Annotated in this window: 14 protein-coding genes; 3 read left to right on the forward strand and 11 right to left on the reverse strand. The window is 43.5% G+C overall.

Translation table 11 applies throughout. From position 1 onward, the window contains the following. Positions 1-28 precede the first annotated feature (28 nt). The 6 genes from cheY to sixA form a co-directional block, all read right to left on the reverse strand. Positions 29-397: a chemotaxis response regulator CheY gene (cheY, locus tag ACQEXS_RS12150; protein ID WP_006879571.1), complete on the reverse strand. Its 369-nt coding sequence runs from the start codon at positions 395-397 to the stop codon at positions 29-31. Positions 398-440: 43 nt separating this feature from the next. After that, on the reverse strand, positions 441-1,175 hold the full coding sequence (locus ACQEXS_RS12155) for an RNA polymerase sigma factor FliA (protein ID WP_367986899.1): 735 nt from the start codon (positions 1,173-1,175) through the stop codon (positions 441-443). Then, positions 1,168-2,055 carry a MinD/ParA family protein gene (locus ACQEXS_RS12160; RefSeq protein WP_367986900.1) on the reverse strand — a complete coding sequence of 296 codons (888 nt, stop codon included), beginning with the start codon at positions 2,053-2,055 and terminating at the stop codon, positions 1,168-1,170. The genes ACQEXS_RS12155 and ACQEXS_RS12160 overlap by 8 nt, the downstream gene beginning before the upstream one ends. Before the next feature lie 13 nt (positions 2,056-2,068). Beyond that, positions 2,069-3,556: a flagellar biosynthesis protein FlhF gene (gene flhF / locus ACQEXS_RS12165; RefSeq protein ID WP_427013999.1), complete on the reverse strand. Its 1,488-nt coding sequence runs from the start codon at positions 3,554-3,556 to the stop codon at positions 2,069-2,071. Positions 3,557-3,587: 31 nt separating this feature from the next. Then, entirely contained in the window at positions 3,588-5,681 is a 2,094-nt protein-coding gene (flhA, locus tag ACQEXS_RS12170) for a flagellar biosynthesis protein FlhA (protein ID WP_367986902.1), read from the reverse strand. 116 nt (positions 5,682-5,797) lie between these two features. Next, on the reverse strand, positions 5,798-6,262 hold the full coding sequence (gene sixA, locus ACQEXS_RS12175) for a phosphohistidine phosphatase SixA (RefSeq protein ID WP_367986903.1): 465 nt from the start codon (positions 6,260-6,262) through the stop codon (positions 5,798-5,800). Between the two features lie 528 nt (positions 6,263-6,790). Here sixA and ACQEXS_RS12180 point away from each other — a divergent pair. Further along, on the forward strand, positions 6,791-9,565 hold the full coding sequence (locus ACQEXS_RS12180; RefSeq protein ID WP_427014000.1) for an insulinase family protein: 2,775 nt from the start codon (positions 6,791-6,793) through the stop codon (positions 9,563-9,565). A gap of 4 nt (positions 9,566-9,569) precedes the next feature. On the opposite strand, the gene ACQEXS_RS12185 is transcribed toward ACQEXS_RS12180, so the two are convergent. After that, positions 9,570-10,166, reverse strand: a complete 597-nt coding sequence (locus ACQEXS_RS12185; RefSeq protein ID WP_427014001.1) for a VOC family protein — start codon at positions 10,164-10,166, stop codon at positions 9,570-9,572. A gap of 245 nt (positions 10,167-10,411) precedes the next feature. On the opposite strand from ACQEXS_RS12185, the gene argS reads away from it, so the two are divergent. Continuing rightward, the gene (argS, locus tag ACQEXS_RS12190; RefSeq protein WP_427012107.1) at positions 10,412-12,145 is read left to right on the forward strand and encodes an arginine--tRNA ligase; all 1,734 of its coding nucleotides are present in this window, start codon (positions 10,412-10,414) and stop codon (positions 12,143-12,145) included. Between the two features lie 106 nt (positions 12,146-12,251). Further along, positions 12,252-12,680 (forward strand): HIT family protein, encoded by a 429-nt coding sequence (locus ACQEXS_RS12195; RefSeq protein ID WP_367986907.1) that lies wholly within the window; start codon positions 12,252-12,254, stop codon positions 12,678-12,680. 51 nt (positions 12,681-12,731) lie between these two features. On the opposite strand, the gene ACQEXS_RS12200 is transcribed toward ACQEXS_RS12195, so the two are convergent. The 4 genes from ACQEXS_RS12200 to ACQEXS_RS12215 form a co-directional block, all read right to left on the reverse strand. After that, entirely contained in the window at positions 12,732-12,962 is a 231-nt protein-coding gene (locus ACQEXS_RS12200; RefSeq protein WP_427012109.1) for a FeoC-like transcriptional regulator, read from the reverse strand. Then, positions 12,959-15,232: a Fe(2+) transporter permease subunit FeoB gene (feoB, locus tag ACQEXS_RS12205; protein WP_427014002.1), complete on the reverse strand. Its 2,274-nt coding sequence runs from the start codon at positions 15,230-15,232 to the stop codon at positions 12,959-12,961. Before feoB ends, ACQEXS_RS12200 begins: the two co-directional genes overlap by 4 nt. Next, positions 15,232-15,462 carry a FeoA family protein gene (locus ACQEXS_RS12210; RefSeq protein ID WP_427012111.1) on the reverse strand — a complete coding sequence of 77 codons (231 nt, stop codon included), beginning with the start codon at positions 15,460-15,462 and terminating at the stop codon, positions 15,232-15,234. The genes feoB and ACQEXS_RS12210 overlap by 1 nt, the downstream gene beginning before the upstream one ends. Before the next feature lie 773 nt (positions 15,463-16,235). Continuing rightward, the gene (locus ACQEXS_RS12215) at positions 16,236-19,580 is read right to left on the reverse strand and encodes a helix-turn-helix domain-containing protein (protein ID WP_427014003.1); all 3,345 of its coding nucleotides are present in this window, start codon (positions 19,578-19,580) and stop codon (positions 16,236-16,238) included. Between the last annotated feature and the right edge of the window lie 106 nt (positions 19,581-19,686).

The following is a 19,686-nucleotide window of genomic DNA, read 5'->3' on the forward strand; positions in this document are numbered from 1 at the left end:
TCGGCTGAACATTAAGTCAACTTTATGACTATAAGCGCTCAAAAATTTTATCTAGTTTTTCTTTTAGAGTAGCTGCTGTGAATGGCTTAACGATGTATCCGTTTACACCAGCCTGAGCAGCTTCGATAATTTGTTCGCGTTTTGCTTCTGCCGTGATCATCAGCACTGGTAAGTGCTTCAGTTCATCATCTGCACGGATATGTTTTAAAAGGTCAATACCTTGCATACCAGGCATGTTCCAGTCAGTTACCACAAAGTCAAACTCACCTTTCTTGAGCATAGGCAACGCAGTTAGGCCATCATCTGCTTCCTGGGTGTTATTGAAGCCCAAATCACGAAGTAGATTTTTAACGATACGGCGCATTGTTGAAAAATCATCAACAATAAGGATCTTCATATTTTTATTCAAAATTGCCTCCACTGATTTCGATGTCAGTGATTTATTCATTATTTGTCCATGCACTCAACTTTGTGCGTAGACGCTGCATTGATTGGCTCAGTATTTGGCTAACTCGAGATTCGCTAACTCCAATTACCTCGCCGATTTCTTTTAAGTTTAACTCTTCATCATAATAGAGCGAAAGTACCAAAGCTTCACGTTCTGGAAGCGATTTTATTGATTCTATTAATGCTTTGCGGAAAAATTCATCAGCCACTCCGCTAAACGGGTTGTTTTCGTCACTGTCATCACCGTGAGTAATCACATCTTCTGAGACACCGAGATCTTCTATTCCAACTAAACGAGAACAGTTGATATCCGTTAAAACAGTATGATATTGACCAAGACTCATGTTGAGGTGTTTTGCAACTTCTGCATCAGTTGGATCTCGATTCAACTCACCTTCAAGTTCAGCAATGGCTTGGCTAATTTCTCGGTTATGTTTGTGAACAGAACGCGGCACCCAATCCCCACGACGAATATCATCAAGCATAGCCCCGCGAATCCGGATCCCTGCATAGGTTTCAAAACTCGCCCCTTTACTACCGTCATAGTTCTTTTGCGCTTCCAAAAGGCCAATCATGCCTGCTTGGATCAGGTCTTCAACCTGTACACTCGGAGGTAAACGCCCAAGCAAATGATGTGCTATGCGTTTTACCAGTACCGAATATTTCTCCAGAAATGCTCGCTGGCTATTTTGGTTAGCATACTGGTCATACGTCAGCGCTTTATTCACCAAATGGTTCCTCTAACATCTCCGAACGATGAAGTAAACGTTCTACAAAAAACTCGAGATGGCCACTTGGCGTTTTCGGAATTGGCCAAGTGAGCGCTTTATTTGCCAACGAACCTAATGCTAATGACGCTGGCGATCTCGGGAACGCATCAACAACAATCTTTTGTTTTTTAACTGCTTGCCGCACTTTATCATCTAATGGAATGCAGGCTACCAGCTCAAGGCTCACATTTAAGAATCGCTCTGTGACCAAAGTCAACTTTGCAAACAATTCCCTGCCTTCACGATAGCTTCTGACCATATTTGCAACAATTTTAAACCTTTGTACCTGATGGTCTTTACTCAATAGTTTAATTAAAGCATATGCATCAGTAATTGACGTAGGTTCATCACAAACAACGACAACGACATCTTGAGCGGCACGTGAAAAGCTAACTACCATGTCAGAAATGCCTGCTGCGGTATCGATGATCAGCACATCCATTTCTTCTTCCAGGCTACCAAAGGCACGAATCAAACCAACATGCTGTGCGTGGGTAAGCTCCGTCATGGATTGGGTCCCAGATGTCGCTGGAATGATTCTAATTCCGTAGGGTCCTTCTACAATCGCATCTTGGAGGTCGCACTCACCTGCAAGTACGTGACCAAGGTTACGCTTAGGTCGAATGCCTAGCATTACATCAACATTCGCCAATCCTAGGTCAGCGTCTAACACCATGACTTTTTTACCTTGGCGAGCCATACAGATCGCCATTCCCAAAGCCACATTTGATTTACCAACACCACCTTTACCACCAGTAACAGAAATTACTTTGGTCAATGATGGTTTCGTTAAACGGCGTAAGCCGCTTGCTTGGTCATGTATCATATTTTCAGTCATAATCGTCCGCCGCCTAGAACCTTTCCGCTTCGCTAGTCCAGTAGTGAGGTTCGTTGTCTGTCGACTTTTCCAGTAATTCGTTCGCTTTCGCTACCATGTATTTAGGTTGCGCAATCACTATATCTTCCGGCACACGTTGTCCATTGGCGATATAAGCAACAGGTAGAGCATTTTGAATTACCACACTTACAAACTCACCCAGGCTGAGTGACTCATCCAATTTCGTCATGATGCACCCAGAGAGAGGGATTCTTCTGAAGTGATCGATCGTTTCTTGTAGCACTTTTCGTTGCGCTGTTGCCGGTAACACTAAGTAGCTATGAATAACTTCACCACTTTCTTGCATTAACGTATCCAACTGCTCAGATAAGCGTACATCTCGCTGCCCCATACCTGCTGTATCAACCAAAATTAGACGACGATTTCTCAATTGATATATTACATCGGCTAACTCGTTGGAATCTTTAGCAACTTTTACAGGACATCCCATAATTCTTCCGTAAATGGCGAGCTGCTCATGTGCGCCAATTCGGTAGGTATCTGTTGTAACTAACGCGACATTGTCAGAGCCATACTCCATGGCTGCTCTCGCTGCTAGTTTTGCAATCGTAGTTGTTTTTCCAACCCCAGTCGGTCCGAGCAAAGCAACTACACCACCACGTTTAAGAATATCTTGCTTAGACACTGGTACTTGATCAGCCACTAAGCCAAGTAACGCCTTCCAAGCCTTTGTCGGTGGGGTATCTTCGGGAATATAACAAGCCAATTGATCCGCTAATTCAGATGAAACACCCATTCGTTCCAACCGTTTAATTAACATGGCTCGAAGCGGCTCACGTCGCTCAACTTCTTGCCACATCAATCCAGAAACCTGATGCTCCAGTAAACGCCGAATTGAGGTCATTTCTTCACGCATCTCTTCCAGCTCTTCATTTCCAACATTGGCTTCCTGTTGGCGAGCACGTTCAAATCGGCTTGGGTCGAGTCTAGGCTGTGGCTTTTCAACTCTTCTGTCTTCTGCAATAAGGCGAGCTAACGGAGAATCCTCTTTCAACTGCACTCCATTACTTGAACCATTACGTTGCTCACGCGCTGCAGTTTGTCTTTTCAATAACGCAGTCAGTGAGTCGTCTTCTGGCTTTACGCGCTCTTCAGCCTCAGGCCTACCGTGACTGTATTGTTTGAGCATACTGGCAAACTTCTTGGTCATTGAACCTCCCGAGCTTGCACTAGACTGCAGGCTGACTCGATCTTCATCCAATTCTCTTGAAGAAGCTGAGCCAGTTAGACGAGGCGACACCTGAGTAGGAGTATGACGTGGATTAGAGCTATAGCTGTTACCCGCTTGTCCACTTCCCGACTCTCCATCCACCGCCGCTACGATTTCAACACCACCTGCGACTTTTTTATTAGACATAATCACAGCATCTACCCCAAGTTCCTCTTTCACTTGAAGTAAAGCTGTACGCATGTCTTTGGCAAAAAATCGTTTAATTTTCAAATTGATATCCGTTATTCAAACTGCAACAGAATTAGTTCCCAACGGCCTGGACTATTCGTATTTGTTTCTCATCTGGGATTTCTTGGTATGAAAGAACCCGTAGTGATGGAATCGTATTTTTCACGAATTTAGCCAGCGTGGAGCGCAATACCCCAGAAGTCAGTAGTACGGCGGGTTCGCCTTTGAGCTCTTGCTCTTGTGTCGCCTGACTTAGTGATACCTGCAGCCTTTCAGCAAGCCCTGGTTCAATACCCGCGGACTCCCCTCCTGACGCCTGCATTGTCTGATGCAATATCTGTTCCAGCTCAGGGATTAAGGTAATTACTGGCAATTCAGGCTCTATCCCATTGATTTCTTGGACAATTAGTCGTTTCAGAGAAATACGAACAGCCGCTGTTAGGATGTCGGGTTCTTGACTCTTACTCGAATACTCGGACAAGGTTTGAACAATTGTCCTGATGTCCCGAATTGGCACCGCTTCATTGAGTAAGTTTTGCAGTACTTTTACGACTACGCCAAGAGAAAGTTGATCCGGCACAAAACTCTCGACCAGTTTAGGCGCTGAACGTCCCAGCATTTCCAGCAAGTTCTGCACTTCTTCATGGCCAATTAATAAGGAGGCATTATTGGTCAACATTTGGCTAAGATGAGTCGCCAGCACAGTAGATGAGTCGACCACCGTATAACCTAACGCTTGCGCGTGTTCACGCTGCTCTTCACGGATCCATACCGCTTCTAAACCAAATGCTGGGTCAACCGTCGCTTCACCATCAATCATGCCGTAAACTTGGCCTGGGTTGATGGCCAGTTCCTGATCTGGCCTGATTTCAGCTTCACCTACCGCGACCCCCATTAAAGTGATTCGATAGCTGTTTGGTGTCAGTTCAAGATTATCCCGAATATGTACTGCTGGAATGAGGAAACCAAAGTCTTGTGACAGTTTCTTACGCACCCCTTTCACGCGTTCAAGTAACTCGCCCCCTTGATCACGGTCGACCAACGGGATCAATCGATAACCCACTTCCAAACCAATGATATCGACTGGTTGTACGTCATCCCATGAAAGCTCTTTCGGTGTTGGTGCTTCAGCTTCAGCTGTTGCTGGAAGGTTTTCTTTATTCTCGGCCGTTTTCTGTTTACGCTTGATCCAATACGCTCCAGCGCCTGCCAACACAGCTAATAAAAGGAACGCGAAATGCGGCATGCCGGGTACGACACCCATCACTGCAAGAATGCCGGCAGTAATCATTAATGCTTTAGGATTGTCAAACATCTGGAACACAACTTGTTGTCCCATGTCTTCATCCGCATTTTGACGCGTTACCATGATGGCTGCGCCAATAGAAAGTAACAGCGACGGGATTTGCGCAACGAGACCATCACCGATGGTTAATAGGGTATAAATCTCAATCGCTTCGCCAAACCCAAGTCCATATTGCGCCATACCGATAGACAAACCACCGATGATGTTAATGAACAGGATTAAAATACCGGCAATTGCATCACCTTTAACAAACTTAGACGCACCATCCATCGAACCGTAAAAGTCCGCCTCTTTCGTCACTTCTTGACGACGCGTTCGCGCTTGATCTTGATCGATTAAACCCGCATTAAGGTCCGCATCAATCGCCATCTGCTTACCCGGTAATGCATCCAATGTAAAACGCGCGCTGACTTCAGAAATACGCCCCGCACCTTTGGTCACGACCATAAAGTTAATGATCATCAAGATAAGGAATACAACCAGACCGACTGCGTAGTTACCGCCAATTACTACACTACCGAACGCTTCAATGACACTACCAGCCGCACCAGGGCCTTCATGACCATACAGTAATACAACACGTGTGGAAGCTACGTTAAGCGCAAGACGTAAAAGTGTAGAAATTAAAAGAACAGTCGGAAATGCAGCGAAATCTAATGGGCGACGGGTATACACCGTCACCAATAATACGACCATCGCGAGGGCTATGTTGAATGTGAAAAAGAGGTCGAGCAAGAAGGCCGGGATAGGTAATACCACCATGGCCAAGGTTGCCAAAACCATCACAGGGGCACCGATGGCTGGCATCGCACGTTGTGGGATCGGAGGCAGTTTATCCGCGAACGGCAAGGTAAATTTCATAGACTCGCTAATAATATTAAAAAATAATAACTTAGCTCATCTATGCAATTTCTAGTCCAGTATTTATGTCAAATAAATGGCTATAAAAAATACATATTTTATAGCCATTGGAGAGGTTATGGTTGGATATTCCAGAGCATGTCCCCTTGACGTGTCGAAGGATCAAACTCAATGCAAACAAGTCCTGATGTGGGAAACATCGGCGGCACCATCTCTGGAACAAATTCGGCAGTCAGATACCCAACTAAAGGCAGGTGAGAGACGAGAAGTACCGAAGTCAGATTCTCATGCTCAATCAACGCTGTCACGTATTCAAAGACCTGCTCCGATTCACCATATGGCGTAATATCATCACAAATTTCTACATCTTTTGCTAAAAACTGTTTCGCAATGACTTGCCACGTTTCTTGAGCGCGTAAGTAAGGGCTTACTAAAACTTTATCAAACTGCTTAAAACCTTGTTCTACACATGCACGAGAAACAGCGGCAGAGGCTGAATGACCTCTTGCTGTCAGGGCTCTCTCTGCGTCACTGGCGGCGTAATGCTCCGCCTCTCCATGACGCATAATAAAAATCTTCATGGATAATTCCCATTTTCTTCATTGGCAGCACACAAGCTGCTTGAATTTTTTATTGAGATACAAGATCTCTTATTCTACTTCCCAAAGTCATGACAGCCACTCAATGAGTAAAACAGACTTTGACTATCAATAATTATATCAAGTGAACGATTAAAGACATGGACTTTCTTAACAAAGTCGTTACTAATATGATGATGTCACAATGGAGTTCGTGTTTTTACTGCCACGAAACCACAAATCAATTAGTTTTAACAAAAATATTATTAGTAGCTACTTTACAACATGCATTAAAGATAAAAATGCATTGTCCCAAAAACTTATATCGACTCATATTTCTTGTTAAGAGGCTTTGCAGCCGCTCGTTTCCGGTTCATACTTATATTCTATAGATGCCGTACGCAATTTTCAGAACCGCACCAACAAGTTGGTTACAAAGTCGCGATTTGAAGACACTGAGCACCACTTCGCTCACTCTGACGCAACACCTGTTTCGTTACTAAACACCATTACCCCTCATGGAGATATGCTGTGCATTTAAGCCCAAATGATACGAATCAATACCGCTATCTAACGTTGAGTAACGGTTTACGAGCATTACTCATTCAAGATACAAATGCTCAAAAATCTGCCGCTGCCCTCGCGGTGAATGTCGGTCACTTTGACGACCCCTCCGACCGTGAAGGTTTGGCACATTATCTAGAACACATGCTGTTTTTGGGGACCGAAAAATACCCTAAGGTTGGTGAATTTCAAAGCTTTATTAGCCAACATGGAGGGTCGAATAATGCATGGACAGGCACGGAACACACTTGCTTTTTCTTTGATGTCAGCAATAGCGCCTTTGAGAATGCTCTGGAACGATTTGCGCAGTTTTTTTCCGCCCCATTATTTAACTCAGAAGCACTCGATAAAGAACGCCAAGCCGTTGAATCTGAATACAAGTTAAAGTTAAACGATGATGCCCGACGTTTGTACCAAGTAAACAAAGAGGTCATCAATCCCGCGCATCCTTTTGCCAAGTTTTCAGTTGGCAACCTCGAAACATTAGGTGATCGGGATGGGCAGTCTATTCGCGATGAAATCGTCGATTTTCATTACCACCAATATTCAGCCGATATTATGACTCTCTCACTTATCAGCCCTGAACCGCTAAATGAGCAAGAAGAGAGCGTAAGAAAATACTTTGCTTCCATTCCAAATCATCAGTTAGCAGGGAAATCGCTCCATGTTCCCTATGCTGATGAAAACTCGACAGGTATCTTCGTTTGCGTCGAACCTCTCAAGGAAATACGAAAACTCACTCTCGCATTTCCATTAGAGAGTATGGACGAACATTATCAAACCAAACCTCTCTCCTACTTCGCCCATTTATTGGGGTACGAAGGAGAAAACAGTTTGATGCTTACACTCAAAGATCAAGGGTGGATAACATCTCTCTCAGCTGGAGGAGGTGTTAGCGGCAGCAATTATAGAGAGTTCACCATAAGTTGCGCATTAACAGAGGAAGGTATCGCGCATACTGACGATATTATTCAGGCAATTTTTGCTTATATTGAACTCATTAAGAAAGAGGGGTTTGATGAATGGCGCTATTTGGAGAAACAGGCCGTACTTGAGTCTGCCTTCCAATTCCAAGAGCCAACTCGCCCGATGGATCTTGTCAGTCACCTCGTAGTCAATATGCAGCACTACGCTCCAGAGCATACCATTTATGGTGACTACATGATGGTTGAGTATCAAGAAACCTTGTTACGTTCGCTTATTGAACAATTGTGCATTGAGAACGTTCGTGTCACTTTAGTCGCGCAAGGGCAAACATACGATCGTGAAGCGAAATGGTATTTCACCCCTTATTCCGTCAAGCCTTTTACCACTACCCAGATTGAACACTTTAAGCAACGCAGTGCGCTGTCATTTTCACTCCCAGATAAAAACCCATTCATTTGCTACGATTTAGAACCTAAAGCGATCGAAGAGCAGATCACAACGCCACATGTGATCGAAGAACTGCCCGGCTTCAAACTCTGGCACATGCAAGATACAGAATTTCGCGTACCTAAAGGCGTGGTCTATGTTGCCATTGATAGCCCTTATGCAGTCGAAAATCCAAGAAACATCGTCATGACACGCCTATGTGTTGAGATGTTCCTTGATTCGTTAGCAAAAGAGACCTATCAAGCTGAAATAGCAGGCATGGGTTATAACATGTATGCACACCAAGGCGGCGTGACACTGACGATTTCTGGATTTAGTCAAAAACAACCTGAGCTAATGAAAATGATTTTGGCTCGCTTTGCTCAGCGAGAGTTCAATGCTAAACGTTTCGAAACCATAAAGACGCAGCTGCTAAGAAACTGGCGTAACTCTTCACAAGATCGTCCAATATCGCAACTTTTCAATGCAATGACAGGTATTCTTCAACCAAACAACCCTCCTTATCATGCCTTGCTAGAAGCTTTAGAAGGGATAGAAGTTGAAGAACTAGCACCATTTGTAGACAAAATACTAACAACATTACATGTTGAAATGTTTGTCTATGGAGACTGGGACAAACAAGCCGCTTATCAACTGGGCAGCACATTAAAAGACGCCTTACGAGTAAAAAACCAGACTTATCAAGAATCCCTCAGACCGTTGATCATGCTCGGTGAAAATGGAACCTTTCAAAAAGAAGTTCATTGTGATCAAGAAGATTCTGCGATCGTGCTTTACTATCAATGTGAAGATACATCACCAAGAAACATTGCCCTCTATTCACTGGCAAATCACTTGATGTCTGCAACTTTCTTCCATGAGATCCGCACCAAACAGCAACTTGGATATATGGTGGGGACAGGTAACATGCCGCTCAACAAACATCCTGGGATCGTTCTATATGTGCAATCACCAAATGCTGCGCCCAGTGAACTGCTCAATTCAATTGATGAATTTCTCAATGCCTTTTATATGGTGTTATTAGAGCTCAATGAATACCAATGGCATTCGAGCAAACGAGGATTATGGAACCAAATCGCGACACCAGATACAACGCTGAGAGGACGAGCACAGCGCCTTTGGGTCGCCATTGGTAACAAAGACAGTGAATTTAACCAGCGTGAAAAGGTGTTAGAGGAACTCAAACCGCTTTCACGCAGCGACATGATCCGGTTCGTGGTAAATCAACTCAAGCCTCGCACCGCAAATCGCCTCATCATGCACACTCAAGGCAACGCGCATGATGATGAAGAGAAGCTCAGTATTGGTTTAGAGATTGGATCGATTGAGGAATTTCAACTTCGACCCCAAGACACTGAGCTCGGTTAGCTACTTAAGCTTGCTCGGATGCCACAATTGCCTTAAGTGAATGTGGGTGAATCTTAATGCATACCCCTTGCCACTTAAACGCAACCGTCGGATTATTTAATCGCTCTCCTTCCCCTTTTGGGCTGGAGAGCTTTATTTTCACCCCTTGTTCACTCAACCTAACCCAGTTTTCAGCTAGCTTAGGGAAATGGGCCTGAATATCTTCCAAATACGCTTCTGCAGTCAACGCCGTTGAAGGGATGACAAACTCCACATGTTCCCAACTCTGTTCAGGGTATTGTTTACCTGGAGCCGGGTAAGGCAGCTCTAAGCACTCAATCGGACCAAAATCGGTCTCCAATGGTTGGTTAAAAGCCATGACAATAATTGGACGACCGTTTATTTGGGCATTTGACAGCTCGTTTGCTTGCTTTAGCCACTCCATATGTGCCAGTTTTGCCAATTCAACATCGTTGATCCGAAGCGCAATATGATCGGCTTGAAAGTCTGCCAAATTAATATGCAAAATCTCGCTTAAATCTTGAATTTTATGCATAAAATCAGTCAGCTTACCTTTCATCTGAGCTGGCATTAATTCCGCATCTAACAGTGCTTGTGACATTTTAATCCATCCAAAACGTTGATTTTTCCGCAATACTAACAAGATCATCAGGAAAAGTAGAAAATTTCCCAAATTACTCCCTATAAGCCAAGCAATAAAGTTGGTATTATGTGCGCCAAATTATGAACTAGATCGAGATATGCATTCATTCCGTTGAGATGGATATTATTCCGTAAATACCCACAGCAAAGCGGAACATTAAGAATGCATACCCAACCAATTCCCGAGAATTGAAGGAAGCGCGTGTGAATATCCAAGCACTTATTAACGACAAAGTATCTCAGGCTTTAGAAGCCGCTGGCGCACCTGCAGGCAGTCCTGCGGCAGTTCGTCAATCTGCAAAACCACAGTTTGGTGATTACCAAGCAAATGGTGTGATGGGCGTTGCAAAAAAATTAGGCACGAATCCACGCGAATTTGCACAAAAAGTATTGGATGTTCTAGATCTTGACGGTATTGCGAGTAAAACAGAAATCGCAGGCCCTGGCTTTATCAATATTTTCCTAAGTGAAGAGTTCCTTGCTAAGCAAGCAGAGCTAGCCCTATCTGATTCACGCTTAGGTGTTGCTGCTGAAGAACAGAAAACAATTGTTGCTGATTACTCGGCTCCAAACGTTGCTAAAGAGATGCACGTTGGCCACCTACGTTCAACTATCATCGGTGATGCAGTTGTGCGTACCCTTGAATTCCTAGGTCACAAAGTGATTCGTGCTAACCACATCGGTGATTGGGGTACTCAGTTCGGCATGCTGATCGCTAACCTAGAGCGCGTACAAAAAGAGTCTGGCGAAGTTTCAATGGAACTTTCAGACCTAGAAGCTTTCTACCGTGAATCTAAAAAACTATACGATGAAGACGAAGAGTTTGCAGTAAAAGCACGTAACTACGTGGTTAAGCTACAAGGTGGTGACGAGTACTGCGCTGAGATGTGGAAGAAGCTGGTTGACGTTACTATGGTGCAAAACCAACGCAACTACGATCGCCTAAACGTTTCTCTAACGCGTGACGACGTTATGGGTGAGAGCATGTACAACGACATGCTACCGGGCATCGTGGCTGACCTTAAACAGCAAGGTCTGGCACAAGAAGATGACGGCGCGCAAGTTGTATTTCTAGATGAATACAAGAACAAAGACGGCGAAGCGATGGGTGTAATCATCCAAAAACGTGATGGTGGTTTCCTATACACCACTACGGATATCGCTTGTGCTAAGTACCGTTACGAAACACTAGGCGCTGACCGCGTACTTTACTTCATCGACTCACGTCAGCACCAACACCTCATGCAAGCTTGGACTATCGTTCGTAAAGCAGGTTATGTGCCAGAAGAAGTATCACTAGAGCACCACGCATTCGGCATGATGCTAGGTAAAGATGGTCGTCCATTTAAGACTCGTGCAGGCGGTACGGTTCGTTTAGCAGATCTTCTTGATGAAGCTCAAGAGCGTGCAATCAAACTGATTGAATCAAAGAACCCAGAGCTAGACGCAGACGAAAAAGCCAACATCGCGAACACAGTAGCGATGGCTGCAGTTAAGTACGCTGACCTTTCTAAGCACCGTACTACAGACTACGTGTTTGACTGGGACAACATGCTGGCATTCGAAGGCAACACAGCGCCTTACATGCAGTACGCTTACACTCGTGTATCTTCTATCTTCGCTAAAGCGGGTATCTCTATGGATAACCTAGCAGGCGAAATCAAAGTGACTGAAGATAAAGAAAAAGCACTAATCGCTAAACTTCTACAGTTTGAAGAAGCGGTACAATCTGTTGCTCGTGAAGGTCAACCACACATCATGTGTAGCTACCTATTCGAACTAGCAGGTCAGTTCTCAAGCTTCTACGAAGCGTGCCCAATTCTTAACACTGAAGATGAATCAGTGAAGCAGAGTCGCCTGAAACTTGCAGCACTGACTGCGAAGACGATTAAGCAAGGTCTATCTCTGCTAGGTATCGAAACGCTAGAGCGCATGTAATTAAGCATCAAGCTTTAAGATAATCAGAAAGGTTGGCGTGAAAGCGTCAACCTTTTGTTTTATATGGCGTATACTGACTTCATTCAATGCAAAATGGAAAATGATAATGAGTTTTGAACTGCACCCTCAATTGGCAAAAGATACTTCCATCATCGGCCACTTCCCATTGTGTGTAGCACTGCTGCATAAAGACAATGCAGTGCCTTGGGTCATCTTAGTCCCTCAGCGTGCCAATCTAAAAGAGCTGCATCATTTGCCTATGCAAGAGCAACAACAATTCTTGTTAGAATCTCAAGCTGTAAGCCAAGCTCTAGAAGCGACCTTCCAGCCAGATAAACTAAATCTTGGCGCTCTCGGTAATATGGTTCCACAGCTTCACATTCACCATATCGCCCGCTTCCAAGACGATGTGGCTTGGCCTGGACCAGTATGGGGGAATACAAAAGGTGAATTCAGAACAGCAGATGAGCAACATCAACTGCAGACTCGCATTGGCAACGTCTTGTCATTAAGTTCACTATTTACCAAAGCTTAATCATAAAAAAGCCGCTCTAATGAGCGGCTTTTCCAAATAAAAACGATGTTCTTATAAAGTCACATTCAGTGACAATGCATCATTTCGGTTGAGAGCGTAGCGTACTCGGGTTACTTTCTGCTGTGCATTCGTATCTTCAGTACGCGAGATAACATTTTTGCGAATCCATATTGCGAGCATCGCATCCACACCATCTTCGCTTAACGCATATTTCTTCGCAAGTTCTACCCGCGTAGCCATACCGTGATCAGTGATATATTGCTTCAACTCTGACAAAATCATGCTGTTGTTGCCTCAAAAGCGACTTGTTGTTTTTTGCCAGCCACTTTCAACATGCGGAAAATAATGAAACTCACCACAATAATGCTCACGATCCAAATCGAGCTACTCACAGGCGACTCTGAAAAATGGGTAATTTGGTTATATAACGCCGCACTACCATACGCTAAGCCCATCGTCCATACGGCGATGAAGCGAGCATATTTCTGGCCAAACTCTCTTACGTACGCACCCATCGCTGCAACACATGGGGTGTATAGTAAGATAAAGATTAAGTAAGCAAATGCAGCGTTACCCGAAGCGAAGTGCGCTTTAATATTTCCAAAGATAGAAGCATCGACTTCTTGTTCTTCAGCAACACCATTCGCATCAGTTAGGTCACCGACTTCAATACCCAAAGGATCGCCATAACTCAAACCAGATAAGTTTTCAGGAATTGTCATCACTGCTTCTTCAAGACTAGCAAGCAGATCAAACTCGGCATCTTCCCCTTCTACGCTGGTGTACAAGTTGTTTAACGTACCAACAACAGCTTCTTTAGCGAAAATACCAGTAATAATACCTACCGTCGCTGGCCAGTTATCAGCTTCTACACCAATCGGCTCAAAAACTGGCGTCACAACTTGAGCTGCCTTTGATAACACGGAATTTTCACTGTCTTCGTTGCCAAAAGAACCATCCATACCCACTGAGTTCAAGAAGCTAAGAATCGTAACCACCACCACGATTGTTTTACCGGCACCAAGAACAAAACGCTTTAGTTTCTGCCAAGTTTTGATCATTACGTTTTGCATCGTTGGCAACTCGTAATCTGGCATTTCCATCACTAAACTGTCGCTTGCACCCGGGTAAAGGGTACTTTTTAGAACTAAGCCAGTAAATACTGCTGCTGCGATCCCTAGAAGGTATAAGGCAAATACGACATTTTGCCCACTTTCAGGAAAGAAAGCCGCTGCAAAAAGTGCATACACAGGAAGGCGTGCACCACAAGACATGAACGGAGCCATTGACGCTGCTAGTTTACGTTCGCGCTCTTGATCCAACGTACGCGTTGCCATAATAGCCGGTACGTTACAACCAAAACCAAGAACTAAAGGAACAAACGCTTTACCAGGCAGCCCTATTTTTTGCATCACTTTGTCCAGTACAAACGCAGCACGGGACATGTAACCAGAACTTTCAAGTACCGCAAGGAAAAGATATAAGCAGGCAATGACAGGAATAAAGGTCGCAACGGTTTGAATACCACCGCCAACACCGTCAGCAATAAGAGTTACGAGCCAAACAGGGAGATGATCATCAAGAAGATAGTGGCCACCATCAACCAATAAGGCACCAACACCAATATCAAAGAAGTCAATAAATGCACTACCGATGTTAATTGAGAACATAAACATCAAGTACATCACTAAGAAGAAGAAAGGAACACCGATCCACTTATTTAAAACGAACTGATCGACTTTTTCAGTAAAGCTTCGGCTAAGCTTACCTTCGCTACGACGGATTGACTTACAGCTTTCATGTAAAAACGTGTATTTAGAATCCGCGACATGCAAATCAATATCCAGATCCAGTTGCTGCTGACTTGAACGAATTAGCTCACGCTCAGATTCTGGTAAAGGGTTGATCACCAGTAAGTCATTCTCAAGCGCTCGTATCGCAAGAGCCCTTGCAGATACGTCTTGGTTTGCGAAAACACCCTCGACTTTATCAATGGCTTCTTCAAATGCCTGGCCGTAGGTTAAGTTCATTTCTTTTAAAGCAACACCTTGAACCAACGTCTTGTGTAACTTCTCTTTGAAACGAACCACTTGGCCTTTACTGTTAGCAGACAGTGAAAATACCGGACACCCCAGCATCTTTTCTAATGCTTTTAAATCAATGTTTTGACGCTCTCTCTTTAAGGCGTCCATTTTGTTCAGCACAACCACCATCGGTCTGCCGAGCTCGCGCAGCTGAAGCGTCATGTACAGACTGCGTTCTAAGCATGTTGCGTCAACAACATTAATAATTAAATCCGCTGGGTGCGTTAAAACGGCACGAGCAGCAATGGATTCATCGATACTGTTGCCATCATTACCACTATCAAGCGCATAAATACCAGGCAAGTCTGTAAGAAGAAAGTCATCCCCGGAGTGACTATAGCGACCCGTTTTCTTTTCAACAGTGACACCAGCCCAGTTACCGACTTGCTGCTTTGCACCTGTCAAACCATTGAATAAGGTTGTTTTACCAGAGTTTGGGTTACCAACAGTTAAAATATTGTACTGCATTACGCTTGCACCTCAACATTGATGGCACTGGCAATACTATTACGTACTGCCATTGATACACCTCTTGCTTCAACTTGTAGTGGGTCACCCATTGGAGCTCGACGAACCAAGTTAACTTTGGTATTTGGCAATAGTCCCATCACCATAAGTTTCTTTCTGACATCTTGGGAGAGCTCACTGTACCCAGTGATCACCGCTTCTTGACCTTGCTGTAATTCTGATAACTTCATAATAAGTGTATTTGTAGTAGTAATGAGAAATGTTTTTATTCACACTTAACATAATACTCCTTGGTGAAGGCCTCAGTCTTGTTCAAAATCAATATTTGCAATTATGAGATGTCACTTTCGTTAAAAATCGATACGTAAAAAACGTTAAAACCATTCAAGCTCCATTATTTCGATTCAACAAACCACCTTACCAAAACATAAAACAATCAAAAATAATTTATATTAATCATATATTTAGATAACTTGTCGCATTTCTTATGACACAATGGCGTTAATTTTATAAGTAAAATAAGTCAAGGGTCGTATAGTTAACCACGTCGAGAGGGAAATGCTCCTAACCGACAAATGAATTCCAGAGGTGGTGCGCCCGCACCACTCCGGCAGCAAGCGAAGGTGTCATTGACACCCGTGGTATAGTCCCCCGGCTATACCACGATATTTTTTTTCTTACCTTTCAATTATCTTTCTTAAAACCTTCAGCCTTTACCCCAAATTGGTTCTGCTCAACTCATATTCTTGATCTAGACACGTCTCGTAATATGAATACAGATGAACAGCTATTACAGAAGCTCTGTAGTTCTGAACCACAATAGTGGACACGACGAACTTTCGACGAAATAGAACAAAAAGAAATGCTAGCAAGTAGGTGCTACTCGCTCATATCAACTTGAAGAGAATCAATTCAGGTACTTATCGGAATTAATCAAGCTACTATGCTCCAATGAACTTTGAGCTTGCGTTTACTGTAAGGATTATCATGAATGACACCTACCTTAAACTAAATAGGTATCATCACTTTCTTGAGCTTCAACAAATTGCGAAGGGGAAACACCGAAACGATGCTTAAAACGTTGGCTAAAGTAGGAAGGGTCATTAAAACCACACTCAAATGCCACCTCAGACACTTTTTCTCCTGCAAGGAGACGGCGACAAGCGTAATCTAATCGAACTTCATTAAGATAGTCTTTAAATGTTCGTGACATCGATGATTTAAAACGCCTTTGTAAACTGCGCTCCGAGACATACATTAATTTCGCTGCCTGCGAAGTACCAAACTCAGAATCGGAATAATGTTGATGCACTAACTGCTCTAACTTTTCAATCCAAGGATCCGTTGATATCGATTCCTCTTGCTCTGATGGTTCAATTGCATCAACTACAGACGATTCATCAAATACTTTTCTGCATACCCAACTTAACTCAATCAAATTCCTTTCATCAGACGTATGTAAATTCATTTCGCCACCACTTTGCTCTACCAAAGTACGTAACTCCGTCCAATTAATAGGCCCTGTGGCACTACTATCAATCTTATTACCTTGGTCCAACATAGATAGCCGTACTCGTTCATCAACAGCTTGAATTGTTATCGTAACAATCTGATTTCTGTAGCTACGCTTAATTAAGCTGTCAAAGAGAATGCTAAACACTTCATCAAGATTAAAATAATCAAGAACGATATAGAGATTGGAATGCTGACCGATGTCAGTTTCAACACTCAAGCCCATCTTGGTAAACTCTTCTTCCCAGCCAGATAGCACTGAAGAGACAACGAGACCTAAATTATAAAGCGGGGAGATTCCTTTATTGTCAGTATGAACATTCAATAACATTTCTAGCTCACTAGAAAGGCTCCTCACTAATTTTTGGCGTTCTAGTTGCTCGTCACCTTGAAGGTTATTCGCTGTCTTGTTCAACTTATCTTTGAGTTGCTGCACGACTTGGCTAAAGATGATCCGACGCACCTGTAATTGCTTTCGTAGCTGATGGTTATTGGATACGAGGATACGACTTTGGTGCCTCAACTGATTTGTTTTAAGCGCTACTTGGGCTTTCAAGACCTTATTGGTTCGAGCCATAATACGCGAACGCCAATAGACTACCCCGGCCAAAGCTGTCACCACCAACAACACATAAGTCACGATGGCATAAGAGGTAAAATACCAAGGTTCAAGCACCTGAAAATAGAATGTATTTTCCTGACTTCGTTCCCGATCATTAATGATGCGGCGCACAGCCAATTGATAGTCACCCGGCATCAAATGGTCAACGGTCAACTGAAAGCCGTCTAACACGCGCCAGCTATCGTCACCATTCAATCGATATTCAAGACTTAGATTACTGACCTGAGGAATAACACCAAACTGAAAACCAATCGAATCACCGTATGCAAAACTTGGTTTATCTACGATTGAAGCGCCTAATGATATGAGCTTCCGGTTCACTTTAACCTGACTCAATATCACCCGAGTGTCAGGAAGTGAACTGGTCAACAACTCTGGAGAATCGACTTTGATTAAGCCAAATCGAGAGCCAAACACCAAGTCTTGCCCTTTATCCCCACCATTAGTGCAAATATCCGTAAGAAACTCGTTGTTAATCAAACCAAAAGGCGGGCCAAATTCGCCTTCTAATGAACCTTGGGAAGTGTAGCGAGACAACCCTGATGAAGTTGCTAGCCACACGCCATCAGAATTGCTGAGCAAACACTTAGGAGTAACGTAATCATCTGCAAGCGGTAGCTTCTGAACTACATCTTGGAACAGATCCACACGGAACAAACCGTAGCTACTTGCAGCCCACACATACTCCCCATCGACATCCACTAGGCTAGCAACTTGTCCATAACGATGAGTATCAGCGATATAACGCACCTTGCCATCTCGAACAAGGTAGATACCATGATCGGTACCTATTGCCAAGATATTGTTGTTGAAGGCTTTTATTTCAGAAATTCTAACGTTAGATTGATTACTTAACAGCCAGTCACTACCATAATCGGTATACTCTTTCGTGTTTAAATCAAAACTCCAAAGCTGATGTCTATTTCCTCCCCAGAGCAAGCCATCTTCACTAATGTCAACATGCTCAACCGTGGACTGCTTCACGATATCAGGCAACATATGGCTGGTATTTTTTCCGGTAACAGCATCTAAACAGCGTAATCCGTTGTCTGTAGCAAGCCAAAGTTGCCCATGGCTTTCCCTTAACTCGTTAACCTTACCTTGATAGTACTGCTGATATCGTATTGATCGATCTAAAGTGACACTGTAAACACCCTTATTTGAGCCTAACCAATACGCATCTTGTTTTGAGCGTTTGATAATTTCCTGCATGTTCTCATTACGTATCCCCTGTGCCATAAACTGGGTTGAGAATCGCTTAAACTTGTCACCAAACAACGAGGCGTAACGAATTCCTCGGTCTGTTGCTAGCCATATTCCGCCAACATGGTCATTCACCAAAGAGTAAATTTTACCCCCCGACAAGGTATAACCAGGTAAGTTACGGCTATTTAACCTAGAAATTTCCCCGGTCATGAACGAGTAAATAAACAAGCCTCTCTTCGTGCCAATCCAATACTCTCTATCGGTTTCAGCAATAGATAACACATGAGATGTCGCAACATGAGCAACGGGCTCAACAGAATTCTGTATATCAAAAATCAGCGCCCCTTCCCGTGAACCAACGATTAACTCACGGCGTTTGTCAGAAAAGTACAGTTTTTCCACATAGGTTTTACCCGAGCTGGGGATATGGCTAAAGTGCCCTCCTTCCGAGAGGTAAACGCCTGCGTTGGTGGCTAAAACCCATTTTGATAGGATTAACTGAGCATCGTTAATACTGATCTTACTGGACTGAGTATATTGATATAGCTCCATCAGCGAATAGCTATGGAACTCTCCTGTATCAATCTGATAAGTATAAAAATTGGTTTCGTCTGAAACCCAAATATACCGTTTAGATGCACCGATATTTTTAATTTCAATGCCCGGCATCAGGCTAAAAACAAGCTCGCGCTCGTGATTTGGGATTGTTTTGTATATTTCGTTGTCGACAAAGGACCAGAATGCATTATCGAGATAAGCGATCTTCTCTTGATCGTACTTGAGAACTGAGCCTGATTTCGGTGCAATATTCTGTCCATCATAGAATAGGACTTGGTTACGAACATCTTGCATCCACAAGCCGCCATCATTGGCAAGAAACAGTTGCTTAGCCGCAAAAACTTTGCCCTGAGCCTGGGTCGGCAAAGGGTAAAAAACAGACGGGGAATCATCCACTGCTTGCACATTGAGTGATACGGCAAGCAACAGAAAGCATAGGTATCTAAACACCAGTTATTTCCTAACAGCTAAGCAATCAATAAAAATAAATATTTTTGTTTTTGAATTATCTTAGATTCTAGTTTATTAACAAGTAATTAGATGTAGGGAATGGAGG

This window comes from Vibrio sp. TRT 17S01 (assembly GCF_050113695.1).
In the GTDB taxonomy this organism is placed as follows: Bacteria; Pseudomonadota; Gammaproteobacteria; order Enterobacterales; family Vibrionaceae; genus Vibrio.